16 protein-coding genes, 1 tRNA gene and 1 pseudogene are annotated in these 18,893 nt (G+C 65.6%); 2 read left to right on the plus strand and 16 right to left on the minus strand.

Going from position 1 to position 18,893, the window contains the following annotated elements:
* Nucleotides 1-27: 27 nt before the first annotated feature.
* The 16 genes and pseudogenes from A5646_RS22070 to argS all read right to left on the minus strand — a co-directional run bounded on the left by A5646_RS22070 (nt 28) and on the right by argS (nt 16,706).
* Nucleotides 28-1,368, minus strand: a complete 1,341-nt coding sequence (locus A5646_RS22070) for a F0F1 ATP synthase subunit B/delta (RefSeq protein WP_066877011.1) — start codon at nt 1,366-1,368, stop codon at nt 28-30.
* Between the two features lie 6 nt (nt 1,369-1,374).
* Nucleotides 1,375-1,908, minus strand: coding sequence for a F0F1 ATP synthase subunit B (locus A5646_RS22075; protein ID WP_066864576.1), 534 nt, complete (start codon nt 1,906-1,908; stop codon nt 1,375-1,377).
* 9 nt (nt 1,909-1,917) lie between these two features.
* Nucleotides 1,918-2,163 carry a F0F1 ATP synthase subunit C gene (locus tag A5646_RS22080; RefSeq protein ID WP_065052998.1) on the minus strand — a complete coding sequence of 82 codons (246 nt, stop codon included), beginning with the start codon at nt 2,161-2,163 and terminating at the stop codon, nt 1,918-1,920.
* Nucleotides 2,164-2,258: 95 nt separating this feature from the next.
* Nucleotides 2,259-3,017, minus strand: coding sequence for a F0F1 ATP synthase subunit A (gene atpB / locus A5646_RS22085; protein ID WP_066864573.1), 759 nt, complete (start codon nt 3,015-3,017; stop codon nt 2,259-2,261).
* Nucleotides 3,014-3,505 (minus strand): ATP synthase subunit I, encoded by a 492-nt coding sequence (locus tag A5646_RS22090; RefSeq protein ID WP_066864568.1) that lies wholly within the window; start codon nt 3,503-3,505, stop codon nt 3,014-3,016. The genes atpB and A5646_RS22090 overlap by 4 nt, the downstream gene beginning before the upstream one ends.
* 215 nt (nt 3,506-3,720) lie before the next feature.
* Nucleotides 3,721-4,987, minus strand: a pseudogene (locus A5646_RS22095) (glycosyltransferase family 4 protein).
* Nucleotides 4,959-5,618 (minus strand): L-threonylcarbamoyladenylate synthase, encoded by a 660-nt coding sequence (locus A5646_RS22100; protein WP_067024182.1) that lies wholly within the window; start codon nt 5,616-5,618, stop codon nt 4,959-4,961. The pseudogene A5646_RS22095 and the gene A5646_RS22100 overlap by 29 nt, the downstream one beginning before the upstream one ends.
* Nucleotides 5,611-6,510 (minus strand): peptide chain release factor N(5)-glutamine methyltransferase, encoded by a 900-nt coding sequence (gene prmC, locus A5646_RS22105; RefSeq protein ID WP_231998455.1) that lies wholly within the window; start codon nt 6,508-6,510, stop codon nt 5,611-5,613. Before prmC ends, A5646_RS22100 begins: the two co-directional genes overlap by 8 nt.
* Before the next feature lie 27 nt (nt 6,511-6,537).
* Nucleotides 6,538-7,611 carry a peptide chain release factor 1 gene (prfA, locus tag A5646_RS22110; protein ID WP_066876624.1) on the minus strand — a complete coding sequence of 358 codons (1,074 nt, stop codon included), beginning with the start codon at nt 7,609-7,611 and terminating at the stop codon, nt 6,538-6,540.
* A gap of 99 nt (nt 7,612-7,710) precedes the next feature.
* Nucleotides 7,711-7,941: a 50S ribosomal protein L31 gene (gene rpmE / locus A5646_RS22115; protein WP_066873624.1), complete on the minus strand. Its 231-nt coding sequence runs from the start codon at nt 7,939-7,941 to the stop codon at nt 7,711-7,713.
* Nucleotides 7,942-8,120: 179 nt separating this feature from the next.
* On the minus strand, nt 8,121-9,974 hold the full coding sequence (gene rho, locus A5646_RS22120) for a transcription termination factor Rho (RefSeq protein WP_067024188.1): 1,854 nt from the start codon (nt 9,972-9,974) through the stop codon (nt 8,121-8,123).
* 266 nt (nt 9,975-10,240) lie between these two features.
* A complete protein-coding gene (gene thrB / locus A5646_RS22125) occupies nt 10,241-11,176 on the minus strand; it encodes a homoserine kinase (protein ID WP_066873644.1) in 936 nt (311 codons plus the stop codon).
* Between the two features lie 41 nt (nt 11,177-11,217).
* Complete coding sequence (gene thrC / locus A5646_RS22130; protein WP_067024190.1) at nt 11,218-12,300, minus strand: threonine synthase; 1,083 nt, start codon at nt 12,298-12,300, stop codon at nt 11,218-11,220.
* Nucleotides 12,297-13,622, minus strand: coding sequence for a homoserine dehydrogenase (locus A5646_RS22135; protein ID WP_067024195.1), 1,326 nt, complete (start codon nt 13,620-13,622; stop codon nt 12,297-12,299). The genes thrC and A5646_RS22135 overlap by 4 nt, the downstream gene beginning before the upstream one ends.
* Nucleotides 13,623-13,626: 4 nt before the next feature.
* Nucleotides 13,627-14,985, minus strand: coding sequence for a diaminopimelate decarboxylase (lysA, locus tag A5646_RS22140; protein ID WP_197498045.1), 1,359 nt, complete (start codon nt 14,983-14,985; stop codon nt 13,627-13,629).
* 56 nt (nt 14,986-15,041) lie between these two features.
* A complete protein-coding gene (argS, locus tag A5646_RS22145; protein WP_067024200.1) occupies nt 15,042-16,706 on the minus strand; it encodes an arginine--tRNA ligase in 1,665 nt (554 codons plus the stop codon).
* 123 nt (nt 16,707-16,829) lie between these two features.
* Between argS and A5646_RS22150 the strand changes: the two genes are divergently transcribed.
* Together A5646_RS22150 and A5646_RS22155 are read left to right on the plus strand one after the other, a co-directional pair.
* A tRNA-Arg gene (locus A5646_RS22150) sits at nt 16,830-16,905 on the plus strand.
* Between the two features lie 149 nt (nt 16,906-17,054).
* The gene (locus A5646_RS22155) at nt 17,055-18,743 is read left to right on the plus strand and encodes an AIPR family protein (RefSeq protein ID WP_067024203.1); all 1,689 of its coding nucleotides are present in this window, start codon (nt 17,055-17,057) and stop codon (nt 18,741-18,743) included.
* The last annotated feature ends 150 nt before the right edge of the window (nt 18,744-18,893 follow it).

Below are 18,893 nucleotides of genomic sequence, written 5' to 3' on the forward strand. Positions count from 1 at the left end.
CGTGGGATTGTGATTGGTCGATGGTGGTTAGTCGGGCAATTGAGCCTGGGCCGCGGCAAGTCGAGAAGCGAGCGTTCCGTCGATCACTTCGTCGGCCACGGAGATGAGCAGCCCGCCCAGCAGTTCGGCATCGATCTGGAGCTGCACCGCCACCGGGTGGTCGTAGATGCGGCCGAGCACGTCGGTGAGGCGGGTGCGCTGCGCATCGCTGAGTTCGGCTGCGGCGCTGACTTGCGCCACGATCTCGCCGCGGCGCGCCACCGCAACCTCCGCCAGGAACTGGATGGCCTCGTCGGCGTTCTGGCCCCTCAGCAGCTCCACAGTCTGGGTCAGCAGTGCCATCGTGATCGGATTGACCCGTCCGCTCGCGCTCTCAAGCACCTTGCGCAGGAGGCCGACTCGCCCTTCCACCGGAACGGAGTAGTCGCCCAGCAGGATCGCCAGCCGCGGCTCCGCGTCGAGGGCGCGGGAGAACCGGAACAGCTGTTCTTCGACCTCGTCGACCTTGTCCTCGCGTTCGGCGACTTCGAGCAGCGCCTGCCGAGACACGTGTTCGATGGCATCGACCAGATCGGAGTTGGCCGACCAACGCTCCGAGACCGCCGCGCGCAGCACCTCGAGCGTCGCGTCGCCGACCTTGCCGGAGACCAGTCTTTCGATCAACCGGACCCTGGGGGCGCCATCCTCGGCGGGAACGGTGAGATACCGCGTGACGACGATCTCGCGGTCCAGCATCTGAGCAACTTCTACCAGCTCACCGGAGACAGTCGAAAGCCCTTTGTTGTCAAGGTCTTTGGCTAGGGTGCCGAACTTGTCCGACAGGTTGCCCAGCGCGATGCGACTCGACGAACGCATCTTGGTCATCAACGGATACTGGACGTCAGCCGCAACGGGCGCCATCTCGTCGAGTTCATCGAGGAACCGGTCGACGGTGGCCGACTGCTGTTCGGAGTCGGCGACGTAGTTGCGGACCAACTCGCCCGCCTGGCGCACCGCTTCGTGGCCGAGTTCCAACCGGAGCTGCCGGCTCAACTGGGTCCGCAAGAGATCGACCTGACGGCTGCCCTGTGCGTTGATGCGATCGGACTCGACATCGGCCTGGGCCCGCAACTGCTCGACGATGCGGCCCGCGTCGGTCCGGGCCTCCTCGACCACCCGTTCGCCCTCCGTCTTCGCATCTTCCACGGCCTTGGTGTGCGCCGTGGTCGACTCGGTCAGCCGATCGCTCGCCGTCGCAGCGTCTTTCAGCTGTTGGCGCACGGCGTCTTGCCGCGCGGCCATCAGCCGACGCACCGGCGGCACGACATAGCGCACCACCAGAAACACGATGGCTGCAAAGCCCACCAACTGGCCGATGAAAGTCGACATACGTATTTACCGTCCGGATGTCTTGGTTGCGGATGTGGTCGTGGCGGCGGGGGCGACGTCGACGCCGAGGATGCGACTTGCCAACGTCGCCGACATCGACGCCACATTGGCACGCAGATCCAGCTCCACGGCGTCCCTCTCCCGCTTCAATTGCTCGGATGCCATTTGTAACGTCGACATCACCTGTTGTTCGGCACGGGCGCGCGCGTCTTCGACCACCTTACGACCTTCGGCGCGGGCATTGTCGCGCAACGACGAGGCCTGAACCCGCGCCTCGCTCAGGGCTTCTTCGTAGTCGGCCTTGGCCGCTTCGAATTGCTCGGTCGCCTTCTTGTTGTCAGCAGCCGTCTTGGCGACCATGGCCTCGCGCTCGTGCAAGACCCTCATCACCGGCGGCACGACGAATGTGCCGATGACGGCCAGCACGATCAGGAAGATCGCCAGCACGAAGAAGAAGGTGCCGTTGGGGACGAGGAAGTTGTTGCCTCCCTCGGCCACCACCTGGCTGGATGCCAAAATGCTCAGACTCGCGTCACGCATTGCAGCGAATTACTTGACCGGGGTAGCGAAGACGAACAACGCCATGAACGCCAGGTTGATGAAGTAGGCCGCCTCGACCAGACCGACCGTGATGAAGAACGGCGTGAACAGCCGGCCCTGCGCCTCGGGTTGCCGGGCGATACCCGAAACCAGCGCGTTACCAGCGATGCCGTCACCGATGCCGGCGCCGATCGCACCGCCACCCATGATCAGGCCTCCGCCGATGAGAGCGGCGGCAGCGATTTGAGGGTCCATGCCTGCCATTCTTTCCTCCTTTATTTGGGGCTTATCCGGTAGCGGTCTACCGAGCCTCTGTAATGGTGCGTGGGACAAAACAATTCATGGGCGTCTCAGTCATGGTGGTCCTCGATCTCCATCGACTGACTGAAGTACAGGATGGTCAGGATCGAGAAGATGAAGGCCTGGATCGCCCCGACGAAAAGGTCGAAGGCCTTCCAGATCGCGTTGGGCGCCCACATGATGTACGGCGGGAACATCGCGATCAGCGCGACCAGAATGCCGCCGGCGAAGATGTTGCCGAAAAGTCGGAGCGACAGCGAGATGGGCTTGGCGAGCTCTTCGACGAGGTTGATCGGCGCCAGGAACGCCACGTGACCCTTGACCACCGCCAGCGGATGCCCGATTATGCCGCGGCGCCAGATGCCCGCCACGTGATAGCAGACGAAGACGAAAAGGGCCAGCGCCAGAACGTAATTGATGTCCGCCGCCGCCGACTTCAGCAGCTCGCTCGCGTGCCCGGATTTGTCCTTGTATTGCAGCGGGAGGACCGACAGCCAGTTGGAGATCAGAATGAACACGAAGATCGTGACGGCCAACGGCAGCACGAACGGGGCGATCCGCATGCCGATAGCGCTCTCGATCTGTCCGCGCATCTGTTCGGTGATCGCCTCCCAGAACAGCTGAACGCCACTCGGCACGCCCTTGGAAGTGATCTTCGCGCGCAAGAAGAAGGCCAGCCCGAGCACGATCACCGCGGCGATCGCGGTCGACAGAATCGTGTCGGTGTTGACGGTCAGGCCAAGCCACGTGGCCTTATTGTGCTCGCCAACCTCGATTGCCGACTCGGCCAGGAACGTCGTGCCAGTCATCGTTGCTGTTCCTTATCTTCCGTTCCGTCCGACCCTGCGATCACGCCGCCTTCGGCGCCGTCCGATGGCTCCGCCCAGTCACCCGCGCGCAGCTTCTTCCACACCGGGAGCGCTGTCGAGGCAACCAACAGGACCTGGAAAAGCGCCAACCCGAACATGACGCCCAGGCCGGCGGGGCGAAAGACGTAGGCGATGATCAGCCCGAAGACCGTGATGATGGCCAGCCGTGACGCCGAGTTGACCGCCATTGACCTTTTCAGCGGGTGGTCCTTGGCGGTGATCGATTCAACCGAGCGACGCACCAATACTGCGTTGAGCAAACCCAGGAGAAGTCCGACGCCGAAGAAGACGCCGACCATCAGGTGGCCGGACAGCCCGGCGGCGAGCACCGCCACCGCAGTGATGGCAATGCTGATCGCGAAGAGCCGAACCGGACGGAAAGCAACAGAGGGAAACACCAACGGCGCGTCCTGCGCTGGTGTCGTCACTGCAGCACCTCAATCCCAGGTTGATGGAACGGGAACCCCCCGACCGACTGATCGGTGGTCCGCCGAGCGTATCGCACGTCACACTTGAATCACCCAAGGGGTATCTCCCGAGGCCGGTCTTGAACCAGCCCGGTCGGATTGACCTCCGATGGGCCGGTAGCCTGCGCGGCTTTTTGGGGTTCTACCAGCACCGTACCACATGCCGGACCCCACTACTACCCTTCGTCGTAGTAGTCGTCGCCCCGGCGCAACAGCGGGATCGCCGTCGCGATGCCGGCCACCACGATGGCGCCAAGCATCACCGCGGCGGTATCACGCGGACGGAAAAAGATTGTGCTGGCGGCGCCGAACGCGACGATCCCCACCCACAGATAGATCAGCAACACCACCCGGCGGTGCGAATGACCGATCTGCAGCAACCGATGGTGCAGATGCATCTTGTCGGGGCTGAACGCGCTGCGGCCCGCGCGTGTGCGGCGCACGATCGCCAGCAGCAAATCGAGCATCGGCACGAAGATGACGGCCGCGACCAGCAAGAACGGGGACAGCAGGACGAACACGTCGCGCGCGCCGTAGGCGTTCTGCGAGACGGGCCCGGCGGCCGTCGTGGACGCGGCCGACAGCATCAGGCCGATCAGCATCGAACCGGAGTCGCCCATGAAGATCTTGGCGCGGTGGAAGTTGTGCGGCAGGAAGCCCAGGCATGCCCCGGCGAGCACCACCGAGATTACCGCGGGCGGGTAGAACAAGACGTCCCCGCCGTGATCGCGCAGCAGCCCGACCGAGAACATGCAGATGGCCAGCGCGGTGATCAGTCCCAGCCCGGCCGCCAGGCCGTCGAGCCCGTCGACGAAGTTCATCGCGTTGACGACCGACACGGTGAGCGCCAGGGTCAGCAGGATCGACGAGGCCTGATCGAGCACGATGGTGCCCACGCCGCCAATAGGGATGTACAGGACGCTCCACGCCACGCCCATGGTGACCAGCACGCTGGCAGCGGTGATCTGGCCGGCGAACTTGGTCAGCGCGTCGAGGCCCCAACGGTCGTCGATGAGGCCGATGCCCATGATGACCGCGCCGGCCACCAGGACCGCGGGCATACCGGTGGAGTAGACGAACCCACGCGTGAGCGCCGGAAGCTGGGACGCCAGAAAGACGGCCGTGATGACGCCGAGAAACATCGCCAGCCCGCCCATCCGGGGGGTCGGCGTGACGTGGACGTCGCGCTCGCGCGGATAGGCGACCGCGCCCAGCCGGGTGGCCAGCACCCGCACCGGGCCGGTGGCGAAGTAGGTGATGATCGCCGCGGTCAGCCCGACCAGCGCCAGTTCGCGAAGCGGGACACCGGCGCCGCGGTCGCCCAGCGCGAGTAAACCACCGGCAAGGTTGGTCACGTCGCTGGACATCACCGAGACCGTACTGGACAAACCTGGGACCTCGACAACCGCTCCAGTCAGCCCTGGGCGGTGAGGCTTTCCGGATCGAGGGCGAGCACTTCCGCGATCCGCTCCGCGCTCACCGGGCCCGGCCGCAGAATCCGCGGCGTGGCCCCGGTCAGGTCGACGATCGTGGATGCCGCCCCCTGGGCGGACGGACCCGCTTCCAGGTAGACGTCGACCAGATCGCCGAGCTGGCTGCGCGCCTCGCCGGCGTCCAGGGCGGCCGGACGGCCGGAGATGTTGGCGCTGGACACCGCCAGGGGCCCGACTTCGCGCAGCAGCTCGATGGCCACGGGATGCAGCGGCATGCGCAGCATCACGGTGCCGCGCGCGTCGCCGAGGTCCCACTGCAGCGACGGCGCCTGGGTGACCACCAGGCTCAACGCGCCCGGCCAGAAGGCGCGGATCAGGTCGCGGGCCCCGTCCGGCATGGTGTACACGAGCCCCTCGATGGTGTGCCAGGAGCCGACCAGCACGCCCACCGGCATGTCGCGCCCGCGCCCCTTCGCCGACAGCAGCGCGGAGACCGCCGCGCTGTTGAACGCATCGGCGCCGATCCCATAGACCGTGTCGGTCGGCATGACAACCAGGCGGCCACCCTTGAGCGCTGCCGCGGCGGCGGCGATTCCGAGTGAGCGCTGATCGGGATCCGCACAGTCGAAGACGTCAGTCATGGGCGCCGCCCCTCCCCCGTTCCGCTCTCCTGCGGGCCGTGACGAACCGTGGCCGCCCGGTCAGGTCTCGGCGGGCCCGGACGTCGTCGAATGCCCCTGTGCGGTCGAACAATTCCACGGTCTGCGCCGCGGTGGTGTCATCGTGCTCGACGCCGATGAGTCCTCCCGGACACAGCCAGCGACCGGCGAGGCTCAGCAGCGGCGCGATCACCGCCATTCCGTCCGGGCCGGCGAAGACGGCCTGGTGCGGATCATGTTGCGCGACTTCGGGATCCAGCACAGCACCATCGGGAACGTAGGGCGGGTTGGCCACCACCAGGTCGACCCGGCCATCCAGATCGGCGAGCGGGCCCGGCTCGCCGGCCAGCTCTGTGACGTCGGCGCAGATCAGCTCGACCTCCGTGCCTTGCGCGTTGCGGCGGGCGTACTCGAGGGCGGCGTCAGAGTTGTCGATGGCGACGATTCGCGCCCCGGGCAAGTGGTGGGCCAGCGCCACCGCCAGGGCGCCCGACCCCGTGCACAGGTCGACGATGACAGGTCGCGGCGGAAGTTGTTGTGCCCTAGCCCATTCCAGCAGCGCTTCGGTCTCCGGGCGGGGTATGAAAACCCCGGGGCCGACGTGCAGGAGGACGGGCCCGAACGCCGCGGTCCCCAGCAGATGTTGCAGGGGAACACGTCGCGAGCGCGCGGCCACGACATCGCGGTAGCGCCCCAGGAAGTCCGCGTCCGGCGGGTCGAGCAGGGATAGGCGTCCGCGATCGGTGCCCGCCAGGTGCGCGGCCAGCTGTTCGGCATCCCAACGCGCAGAATCGATTCCCGCCTCGGCAAGGGTGGCCGCAGCATCGTCGATCGTGCGCCGCAGGCTGAGGTGGGTTGTCGCGCTTCTCCTCATCGTTTCACTCTGCATCGTCGCGCGACGTCATGCCTGTTGCAGCCGGCTCTGCTTGTCGGCGGCGGCCAGGGCGTCGAACAGGGCGTCCAGGTCACCGTCGAGGACCTGATCGAGATTGTGCGACTTGAAGTTGATGCGGTGATCCGCGATCCGGTTCTCCGGGAAGTTGTAGGTGCGGATGCGCTCGCTGCGGTCCACCGTGCGGATCTGGCTGGCCCGGTCCGCCGAGGCATCGGCGAGCGCCTGCTCTTCGGCCAGGGCCTGCAGACGGGCGGCCAAAACCTGCAGGGCGCGGGCCTTGTTCTGCAGCTGCGAGCGCTCGTTCTGGCAGGTGACGACGATGCCGGTGGGCAGGTGCGTGATGCGCACCGCGGAGTCAGTGGTGTTGACGCCCTGGCCGCCCTTGCCCGACGAGCGGTAGACGTCGATGCGCAGGTCCGACTCGTCGATCTGCACCTCGCCGACTTCTTCGGGTTCGGGATACACCAGCACGCCAGCCGCCGAAGTGTGAACGCGGCCTTGGGATTCGGTCACCGGGACGCGTTGCACCCGGTGCACTCCACCCTCGAATTTCATCCGGGACCAGACCCCGTCGGCGCTATCGCCCTTGCTGGCGATGGCCAGCGTCGCGTCCTTGTAGCCGCCCAGATCCGAGGTGGTCTCATCCAGCACGGTGACGGTCCAGCCGTGCCGCTCGGCGTAGCGGATGTACATCCGGGCCAAGTCGGCGGCGAACAAGGCCGACTCTTCGCCGCCCTCACCGGATTTCACTTCGAGGACGATGTCGTCGGCGTCATGCGGGTCGCGCGGGGCCAGCATGTCGGTGAGCTGGGTGTCCAGCTCGGCCACCTGGGCTTCCAGATCCGTGACCTCGGCGGCGAAGGAGGCGTCGTCGGCGGCCAGCTCTCGCGCCGTCTCCAAGTCGTCGCGGGCGGCCGCCAACTTGCGGTAGGTGCCCACGATTGGGGCCAGCCGGGCGAACCGGCGTCCGGCCTTGCGCGCCTCGTCGGGATTGCTGTGCAATTCGGGGTCGGCCAGCCGGCGTTCGAGGTCGGCGTGCTCGGCCAGCAGCACGTCTATGGTCTGTACCGGTTTGGTCACTGCCTTACCTCCTGCCCCGTTTCGCCCGTCGTTGCCGCAAACGCAAACCGACGCCCGGCCCGTGCGAGGAGTCGCACAGTTCGGGCGTCGGTATCCGAGCTATTTGTCGGCAGCAGCTCCGGCGTTGCGCTTGCCGTAGCGCTTCTCGAAGCGGGCCACCCGGCCACCGCTGTCCAGGATCTTCTGCTTGCCGGTGTAGAAGGGGTGGCACTGCGAGCAGACCTCGACGACGATGCGGCCGCCGTCCTTGGTGCTGCGCGTCTGGAAGGTGTTGCCACAACCGCAGAGCACCGTGGTCTCCGCGTAGGCGGGGTGAATGTCAGCTTTCATGATTCCTCTTCGATCGTGTCGAGCGTGATTATGCCAGGTCAACCCCTGTCCTCCCAAAACACGGGGACGCCCCCTGGCATTCCCGGCCCGTGGGTGGCCGGCGCGAGACATAGACCACGACGATCGCACGCGGCGTGTCGGGTGCGTGGTTTACGTGTCACGGCCGCCGGCGGACCGGGTTAGTCGTTGTCCATCCCGGGGGTTGTCTTGGACACCTGGACCAGGAACTCGTAGTTGTTCTTCGTCTTGCGCAGCTGCGACATCAGCAGGTCGATGGCCTGGTGTGAGTCCAGCCCCGACAGCACGCGGCGCAGCTTGTGCACGATGCCGAACTCGTCCGGCGAGAGCAGCAGCTCGTCCTTGCGCGTACCGGACGGGTTGACGTCGACCGCGGGGAAGACCCGCCGCTCGGAGATCTTGCGGTCCAGCTTCAGCTCGGCGTTACCGGTGCCCTTGAACTCCTCGAAGATGACCGTGTCACCGGTGGAGCCCGTCTCGACCATCGCGGTGGCGATGATGGTCAGCGATCCGCCTTCCTCGATGTTGCGGGCCGCACCCAGGAACCGCTTGGGCGGGTACAACGCGGTGGAGTCGACACCACCGGACAGGATCCGGCCCGACGCCGGCGACGCGTTGTTGTACGCGCGCCCGAGGCGGGTGATCGAGTCCAGCAGCACGACGACGTCCTTGCCCTGCTCGACCAGCCGCTTTGCCCGCTCGATCGCCAGCTCGGCGACCGAGGTGTGGTCGGACGGCGGCCGGTCGAAGGTCGATGCGATGACCTCACCCTTGACCGAGCGGGTCATGTCGGTGACCTCCTCGGGACGCTCGTCGACGAGCACGACCATGAGGTGGCATTCCGGGTTGTTCTTGGTGATCGCGTTCGCGATGTCCTGCAGGATCGTGGTCTTACCGGCCTTGGGCGGCGACACGATCAGCGCGCGCTGGCCCTTGCCGATCGGCATGATCAGGTCGATGACCCGGGTGGTCAGCCGGTCGCTGGTGGTCTCCAGACGCAGGCGCTGGTTGGGGTACAACGGCGTCAGCTTGGAGAAGTCGGGACGCTTCTTGGCGTCCTCGACCGAGCCGCCGTTGACGCTGTCCAGGCGCACCAACGGGTTGAACTTCTGCCGCTGGTTGGGCTGTTCGCCTTCCTTGGGCACGCGGACCGCGCCGGTGACGGCGTCACCGCGACGGAGGCCGTTCTTGCGCACCATGTTCATCGACACGTAGACGTCGTGCGGGCCGGCCAGGTAGCCGGAGGTGCGCACGAAGGCGTAATTGTCGAGAACGTCAAGGATGCCGGCTACCGGCTGGACGATGTCGTCCTCGCGCAGTTCGGTGTCGCCACCCTCGCCGGATCGCTCGCCCCGGCGGCGGCGGTCGCGGAAGCGGCGTCCCCGCCGGCCCTGACGGCCCTCGCCGTCGTCGTCCTGTTGGTTGGAACCGCCGCGGCCCTGCTGGCCGCCCGAATTCTGATCCTGGTCGTTGCCGCCGCCGTCCTGGCCGCGGTCGTCGTTCTGGTTGTCGTTTTTGGGCTTCTGGCGCCGCTCGGCCTCACCGGTGGCTGCGCCCTCACGGCCGCCCGAGCCCTCGCGGTCGGCCTCGTCGTTGCCGCGGCCGGCCGAACCGGCCTCGCGGGAGGCGCCGCGTCGTTCGCGGCGGGGCGTCTCGGTGCTGGCGCCGTTCTGGTCGCCCTTGGCGGCCGGCGCTTCTGCGCTTTCGGTGCCGTTCTTGGCGTTGTCGTTGATGTCCGACTTGCCGCTGTCCTCAGCGGTCTTAGTGCCATTGGCCGGAACGCCATTGGCCTGTCCCCGGACTTCTTTGATCGCGGCGATCAGTTCGTTCTTACGCATGCCCGACGTCCCTTTGACGCCAACTTGATTGGCCAGCGCGCGCAGCTCGGGCAGCACCATCGTGGACAGTGCACCTCCCGAGACGGCGGGTTTCGCGTCTGGAGTGTCAGTCACGGCATTCGACAGTTGATTGGCGTCAGTGTTTTCGCCAGCCGTGAACAGGTCCGTATCAGTCACGGATTTCCTTTCTTCCCCCGCTGATCAGGTCATACGGGGGGTTCGTTGCATTCAGGCAATTGCCGAGTGCGCCCAATCATCGACTCTGCAACGGTGATCGCCTGGATCGGCGGAGTAAACGGCGAACCTCGTCCACAAGAAGAATTGGTGTTGTCCTAGCGGCAAGGCAGTATGGATGCAGATGCAGATGCTGCGATTGCTGGACGGCTCCGAGGATAGCCCCCATCCCTGTCGGAAGCAAGCAAACCCTCCGGCCACGCTGTGGATCAACCGACGACGGTGACCCCCGGGCTCCAGCGAACAGGTTCGCCAGCCGTCATTTTGGTGATGGCAAATCCGTGTGTCGCCCCGTACTCCACCACTTCGGAGGGGAGCTCCGACGCCGTGGTCAGCGCAATCAGCGATGGTCCGGCCCCGGAGAGCGTCGTCGCAACGTTATGACGCCGCAGCAGCCGCAAATATTCCGCCGAGGCGGGCATGGCCGGTGCGCGCTGCGGCTGGTGCAACACGTCCTCGGTCGCCGCCATGAGCAGGTCGGGGCGCTCGGTCAGCGCCACCACCAGCAACGCCGCGCGACTGACGTTGAAGCGGGCGTCCTCGTGGCTGACCTGCGCGGGCAGCAGCACGCGGGTCTCCGCGGTGAGCGAGCGTTCCTCGGGAATCGCCGAGTACAGGTGGATATCGGGGTGCAGTCGTAGCGGCACCGCCGCGTACGCGGGGCGATCACCACCGCGGTCCACCCACGACACGACCGCACCGCCCAGGACGGCGGCCGCCGCGTTGTCGGGATGACCCTCGAACTCCGAGGACAGCTGGATCAGCTGGGTCTCGCTGAGGGGATTTGAATCCGCCTGTGCGACAAGGCCATTAGCGGCCGCCAGCCCGCCGACCACCGCGGCCGCGGACGAGCCGAGGCCGCGCGAATGCGGGATGGCGTTGCGGCAACGCACCAGAAGGCCCGGTGCGCGGACCCCGACGGCCCGCAGCCCACATTCCACGGCACGCACCACCAGGTGCTCCGGACCTACCGGCAGCTGACCCGCCCCCTCGCCCTCGACCAACACCACCAAGCCGGAATCGGTTGTCTCGACGGTGATTTCGTCATAGAGGCTCAACGCCAGGCCGATGCTGTCGAAGCCGGGACCGAGGTTGGCGCTGGACGCCGACACCACCGCGCTGGCCACCAGCCCCGCGGGCAGCATCGGGGTCATCAACAGCCCTTCGTTGCGAGCGCGCACATTTGTCAGGCCAGCCCCAGCTTTTCGACCACCAAGCCCGGGTCCACCGGCAGCGGGGTCACGGTCGGCATGTCGCGCAGCGCGGTGTCGGGGTCCTTGAGGCCGTTGCCGGTCACCGTGCACACGACCGTCGACCCGCGGGCCACCCAACCGTCGTCGACGGCCTTGAGCAGTCCGGCGATGCTGGCCGCCGAGGCCGGTTCGACGAACACGCCTTCGGACTCGGCCACCAGGTGATAGGCGGACAGGATCTCCTCGTCGGTCGCGGCCAGGAACCGGCCATTCGATTGCTGCTGCGCGTCAACGGCCGCCGTCCACGACGCGGGCGCGCCGATACGGATGGCGGTCGCGATGGTCTCCGGGTTCTTTACCGGCGCGCCATGCACCAGCGGGGCCGCACCGGCCGCCTGGGTGCCCAGCATGCGCGGCAACCTCTCGATCAGCCCTTCGTGGTGATACTCGGTGTATCCCTTCCAGTACGCGGTGATGTTGCCCGCGTTGCCGACCGGCAGGGCGTGCACGTCGGGCGCGGTTCCCAGCGCGTCGACGATCTCGAACGCCGCCGTCTTCTGGCCCTCGATGCGCACCGGGTTGACCGAGTTGACCAATGCGATGGTCGGGAAGTCGGCGGCCATCTTGCGGGCCAACTCCAGACAATCGTCGAAGTTGCCGTCGATCTGAATGATCTTGGCGCCGTGCATGACCGCCTGCGCGAGCTTGCCCATCGCGATCTTGCCCTGCGGTATCAGCACCGCGCAGGTGATGCCGGCGCGCGCCGCGTAGGCCGCCGCCGACGCCGAGGTGTTTCCGGTGGACGCGCACAGCACCGCCTGCTGACCGCGCGCCAGCGCATCGGTGACCGCCATCGTCATGCCCCGGTCTTTGAACGAGCCGGTGGGATTGAGGCCTTCGACCTTGAGATGCACGCTGCAGCCGGTCTTTTCCGAGAGCCGACGCGCCGCGATCAGGGGGGTGCCACCCTCGAGCAGGGTGACCGGGGTCCAGTCGTCGCCCACGGGCAACCGATCCCGGTAGGCCTCGATGAGACCCGGCCACGGTTTGTGGACGGCGGTGCGCGGGGCGCTCATAGGGTGGTCCCTTCCAGTCGCAGCACGCTGGTCACGCCCTGCACGACATCCAAATCGGCCAGCGCCTCCACGGTTTCGGACAGCGCGGCATCGGTGGCGCTGTGGGTGACCACCACGATGCGGGCGCCCACCCGTCGTCCATCCTCGTCCGCGACGCCTTCCTGACGAACTTCGGCGATGCTCACCTCGCGCTTGGCGAATTCGGCCGCGACCGAGGACAGCACGCCGGGCTTGTCGGCGACGTTCATGCTGACGTAGTAGCGCGTGGAGATGAAACCCATTGGTGCGATGGGCAGTTGGGCGTACTTGGATTCCTTCGGCCCGCGGCTGCCCAGCACCCGGTTGCGCGCGGCCATCACCATGTCACCGGCCACCGCGGACGCGGTGGGCGCGCCGCCAGCGCCCTGACCGTAGAACATCAGCCGGCCGGAGGCCTTCGCCTCGACCACCACCGCGTTGAACGCGCCGTTGACCGTGGCCAGCGGGTGTGACAGCGGCACCAGCGCCGGATAGACGCGCGCCGAAACCCGTTCTTGGCCATCGTCGGTCGTGATGCGCTCGCAGATGGACAGCAGCTTGATGGTGCAACCGAGGGCCCGGGCCGACTCGAAGTCGGCCGGGGTGACCTTGGTGATGCCCTCGCGGTGGACGTCGTCGGCGGTCACCCGGGTGTGGAAGGCGATGGACGCCAGGATCGCGGCCTTGGCCGCCGCGTCGTAGCCCTCGACGTCGGCGGTGGGGTCGGCCTCGGCGTAGCCCAGCGCGCTGGCTTCGGCCAGCGCCGCGTCGTAGTCGGCGCCGGTGCTGTCCATCGCGGACAAGATGTAGTTAGTGGTGCCGTTGACGATGCCGGCCACCCGCAGCACCGTGTCGCCGGCCAGCGACTGTGTGAGCGGGCGGATGACCGGAATGGCGCCCGCGACGGCCGCCTCGAAATACAGGTCCACGTGCGCGCTTTCGGCGGCCTGCGCCAGCTCGCCGGTGGAGGTGGCCAGCAGCGCCTTGTTCGCGGTGACGACCGACTTACCGTGCTCGAGGGCGCACAGGATGGCCTTGCGGGCCGGTTCCACCGGCCCCATCAGTTCCACGACGATGTCGACGTCGTCGCGCGCGGCGAGCTCTTCGATGTCGTCGGTGAGCAGTTCGACCGGGACACCGCGGTCATCGGCGACGCGGCGCACTCCGATGCCGCGCAACACCAGGGGTGCGCCGACACGGGCGGCGAGGTCATCGGCGCTGTCCTCGATGATTCGGACAACTTCGCTGCCGACGTTGCCCAACCCGAGTACCGCTACACCGACCGGCTTTTCGTCACGGGGCACAGTTTCACCTCACTTCCAGACTTAGGAGATCGTCGACCGTCTCGCGCCGCAAGATCAGACGCGCGCGGCCGTCGCGCACCGCGACGACGGCGGGGCGGCAGATCATGTTGTAACGGCTCGACAATGAATAGCAGTAGGCGCCGGTAGCGGCCACCCCGAGCAGGTCGCCGGGCCGCAGATCGCCGGGAACCCAGGTGTCGCGCACCACGATATCGCCGCTCTCGCAATGCTTTCCGACGACACGAGCCAACTCCGCTGGCGCATCGCTGAGCCGCGAGACCAGCCGGGCGTCGTACTGCGCGTCATACAGGGCGGTGCGGATGTTGTCGCTCATACCGCCGTCGACGCTGACGTAGCGCCGGTGTGCGGTGGCGCTGACGTCGACGTCCTTGACGGTGCCCACCTCGTAGAGCGTGATGGTGCCCGGCCCAGCGATCGCGCGCCCGGGCTCGACCACCAGCCGCGGGGTCGGCAGTCCGACGGCCGCCGACTCGTTGCGCACAATCGCGCTCAGCTTGGCGGCCAGCTCACCCATCGGCGGCGGATCGTCGGCGGCGAGGTAGGAAATGCCAAGCCCGCCACCGAGGTCCACGGCGGAGATCTGCGCCGTCTTGTCGACACCGAACCGCTCCACGGCGTCGTGCAACAGGCCGATGACCCGGTGCGCGGCGATTTCGAAGCCGGCGACGTCGAAGATCTGCGAACCGATGTGACTGTGCAGACCCACCAGCCGCAGGTGCTGGGTCTCGAATACCTTGCCCACGGCGTCCAGGGCCGCACCGCTGGCCAACGACAGGCCGAACTTCTGGTCCTCGTGTGCGGTGGAGATGAACTCGTGGGTGTGCGCCTCGACGCCGACCGTGAGACGCACGAAGACGTCCTGGACGATGCCCGCCTCGGCCGCGATGGCATCGAGGCGTTCGATCTCGATCATCGAGTCCAAAACGACATGCCCGACACCGGCTTTGACCGCCGCCGTCAGTTCGGCGACGGATTTGTTGTTGCCGTGAAAGGTGATCCGCTCCGGTGGGAAGTTGGCGTGCAACGCGACGGCCAGTTCACCGCCGGTGCACACGTCGAGCGACAGCCCTTCTTCGTCGATCCAGCGCGCGATCTCGCTGCACAGGAACGCCTTGGCGGCATAGTGCACGTTCGTGCCGCCACCGAAGGCGGTCGCGATCTCGCGACAGCGGGACCGAAAGTCTTCCTCGTCGACGACGAACAGCGGGGTGCCGTACTCCTGGGCCAGGTCGGTCACCGGGACTCCCGCGATGGCGGCGACTCCATCGTCATTGCGAACTGTGTTGCGCGGCCACACGTTCGGCGCCAGCAGCAGCAACTCCTCGGGGGATTGCGGCCGCAGCGGGCTTTCGGCGTGGCGGGCCTCTTCGGCGTGCCGAGGGCCGGCGGGGTGAACGTTCACATTCGCTCCGGAGCCGTGACGCCCAGTATCGCCAGGCCGTTGGCGATCACCTGGCGGGTCGCCTGGCACAGCGCCAGGCGTGCGGTGTGCAGGTCGCTCGGTTGCTCATCGCCCTGCGGCAAGACCCGGCAGGAGTCGTAGAACCGGTGGTAGTCGCCGGCGAGGTCTTCCAGGTACCGGCACACCCGGTGGGGTTCGCGCAAGGTGGCCGCCGTGTCGAGCACCCGCGGGAACTCGCCGATGGTGCGCAGCAGCGTCCCCTCCTTGTCGTGGCTGAGCAACTCGAGGTGGCCTTCAAAACCGGCGCCGCCGGGGATCAGGCCGAGTTCGGCCGCGTTGCGGGCCAGCGCCGAGAGTCGGGCATGCGCGTATTGCACGTAATAGACCGGGTTTTCATTCGACGCCGACGACCACAGCGCGAGGTCGATGTCGATCGGGGTGTCCACCGAGGAGCGAATCAGGCTGTAGCGCGCCGCATCGACGCCGATCGCCTCCACCAGGTCGTCCAGCGTGATCACCGTTCCGGCCCGCTTGCTCATCCGGACCGGCTGGCCGTCACGGACCAGGTTGACCATCTGCCCGATGAGCACCTCGACGGCGGCCGGGTCGTCGCCGAACGCCGCCGCCACGGCCTTGAGCCGGGCGATGTATCCGTGGTGGTCGGCCCCCAGCATGTAGATGGCCAGGTCGAAGCCGCGCTGGCGCTTGTCCAGGTAGTAGGCGATGTCACCGGCGATGTAGGCGGGCTTGCCGTCGCTCTTGATGACGACGCGGTCCTTGTCGTCACCAAAGGCGCTGGTGCGCAACCAGGTTGCGCCGTCCTTCTCGTAGATGTTGCCGGTCTCGCGCAGCCTGCCGATGGCTTGGTCGACCAGGCCCTTGGTATGCATCGAGTCTTCGTGGGTGTAGACGTCGAAGTCGGTGCCGAACTCGTGCAACGACTCCTTGATGTGGGTGAACATCAGGTCGACGCCGATCTCGCGGAAGGTCTCGCGCATCTCGTCGTCGGGCAGGCTCAGCGCGTCGGGCGCCTTCTGCAGCACCTGAGCGGCGATGTCGTTGATGTAGGCGCCCGCGTACCCGTCTTCGGGGGTGGGCTCGCCCTTGGCCGCGGCGATCAGCGAGCTGGCGAACCGGTCGATCTGCGCGCCATGGTCGTTGAAATAGTATTCGCGCACCACCGCGGCGCCCTGTGTGGACAACAGCCGCCCCAACGCGTCGCCGACGGCGGCCCAGCGGGTCCCGCCGATGTGGATCGGCCCGGTGGGGTTGGCCGAGACGAATTCCAGGTTGATGTTGCGTCCGGCCAGTGCGTCGGAGTGGCCGTATCGGTCGCCGGCGTCGATGACGTTGGTGACGACGACGGCCTGCGCCGACGCCTCGAGGCGCAGGTTGATGAAGCCGGGTCCGGCCACCTCGGCCGAGGCGACGCCGTCGGCGGAGGCCAGCGCCTCGGCGAGCCATCCGGCCAGGTCGCGGGGGTTGGCACCGACCTTCTTGCCCAGCTGCAGCGCCAGGTTGCTGGCGTAATCGCCGTGCTCGGGATTGCGGGGACGTTCCACGGTGACCGTCGGCGGCAGCGCGGCAGCATCGAGCCCGCGCTCGGCCAACACCGCGGCGGCGGTGGTCTTGAGCAGCTCAGCCAGGTCAGCGGGGGTCACGAGCGTCCATCCTATTGGCTGGTGCGCCCCCACCCCGAATCCATTGCGGTGACGGGGCGGCCGCTTGGATGCGTTAGTCTGTCCGTGCTTGTTCGAAAGCCCCATGGCGCAACAGGTACGTGCGCCCCCGTAGCTCAGGGGATAGAGCGTCTGCCTCCGGAGCAGAAGGCCGCAGGTTCGAATCCTGCCGGGGGCACCAGGTCAGCCTATGTTTGTACAGTGGTTGGGCAACTTCCGGGCGATAGCCGCCTTTTGCAGGGGTGCGGCGTGATGCCGTCCATCGCAGCCGTGGTTTAGGTTGCTTTGAGGGGTTAGTCTCATTGCGATCTGGCTTTAGGGAAGGTTTGCGTGGATCGAGTTACGAAGGGCCTTCTGAAGACCTACGTGGACGGTGCAGGACTCGGGAGGCTTAGCGAGAGTCAGCAATTCGAGCGCTTCGTTGCGCATATTGCATTGTCCAAGATATATGGGGGCAGTTTCTCGGCCGATGACTTCTGCGTGGGCGATGGCGTGCAAGGCGTTGACGCGGTCGCACTCTCGGTGAACGGTAGCTTGGTAGAAGATTACGCAGAGCTTGAGGACGTTCTATCGGAAACCGACTCCATCCGAGCAGACTTAGTTTTCATTCAGGCCAAAACATCTGCGAAATTCGAACTCGGCGACTTCAGCGTTTTCGCGGATACCGCTGCTTCACTTGTTACGAGTGATCATTCCGATGTGCTACCGGAATTTTCTGAAATGGTCAACATGTTGTGGGAACACTCGGATCGTTTCGTCGAGAACCCAATAGTCCGACTTTATTACGTCACCACGGGCAAGTGGGAGTCTCCAGACCCTCTGTTGAAAAAGATTGCTCAAACCAAGAACTTCCTACTCGACTCTAACCTCATATCGCGTGCCGATTTCCACACCTGGGGTGCGCCAGAGGTACAAACGAACTGGAGGGCAATTGATCGAGGGCTACAAACGACAATCCTCTTCGAAAGTAAGACGACGCTCCCTGAAATGCCGCAGGTTGAGCAAGCCTTTCTGGGAATCCTCCCTGCAGATCAATTGCTCGAATTAATCACTGACGAGGAAGGCGAGATTCGCAAAGCATTATTCTATGACAACGTACGCGATTTCCAAGGCGACGTCGATGTAAACGCCGATATTCGGAGGACTTTAAGGTCCAGCGATCGAAAGCGCTTCTGTGTCCTAAACAATGGCGTAACGGTTGTCGCGAGGGCTCTCAAGACGACTGGTGACCGATTTACGCTTGAGGACTATCAGGTAGTGAATGGCTGCCAAACGAGCCATGTCCTGTACGCGGAGAGGGAGTTTTTAAAGGGCGTTCATGTGCCTTTCCGCTTAATTGTGACAGCTGACGATGAGGTGGCGAAGTCCATCACTACTGCCACAAATCAACAAACGCAGGTCAGTAAAGAAAACCTTCTCGCATTACTTGACGAACAGAAGGCGATCGAGCAGTACTTCAATGCCTACAGAGCGGATGAGGGTCACCGTATCTACTATGAGCGTAGGTCCAAGCAATGGGCAGGATCACAGCAAGTTCGCGGGGCTTGGCGAGTTATAACGCTTCGAAACCTTCTGCAGTCATTTGCGTCCATGTATCAAAAGGTACCCCACACGGCCGCTCGATATTACGGCGACCTTCGTGACCGCGCCAAAACTGAAGTATTTATCGGCGCGAACCACCCAGCGTACTTTTACTCGGCTGCGTATGCGTATTGCAAACTCGACCAGTTCTTCCGCAATGAACAAATCGATCGGAGGTTCAAGCCGGCGCGATACCACCTGCTTGCTGGCGTTCGTACTGCATTCACTGGATCGCAGCAGGCAGACAAGATCGAAAGGACGGAAGCAAAAGCTGAACGAGCACTTGCCTCGTTCAACAAATTTCTTTGGGATGACAAGAAATATTTAAGGGGACTCCTTGATGTTGGCGCGGTCGTCGACCGATTAGCGAACGGCGAAATTACCCGAGACTTCGGTCGAAACAGGGAGCAGACGGAGGCGTTGCTCGCCGAACCATAATCGCATTGACGCCGCTGGTCACAACGCGGTCAGTGGGGACACTCCACTAGGTGAGCTTTACACTTTTGAGAACTTCGGCGAGCAACGCCTCCGTCTGCTCCCTGTTTCGACCGAAGTCTCGGGTAATTTCGCCGTTCGCTAATCGGTAGC

It is taken from the genome of Mycobacterium sp. 1245499.0 (assembly GCF_001673615.1).
Lineage (GTDB): Bacteria > Actinomycetota > Actinomycetes > Mycobacteriales > Mycobacteriaceae > Mycobacterium > Mycobacterium europaeum_A.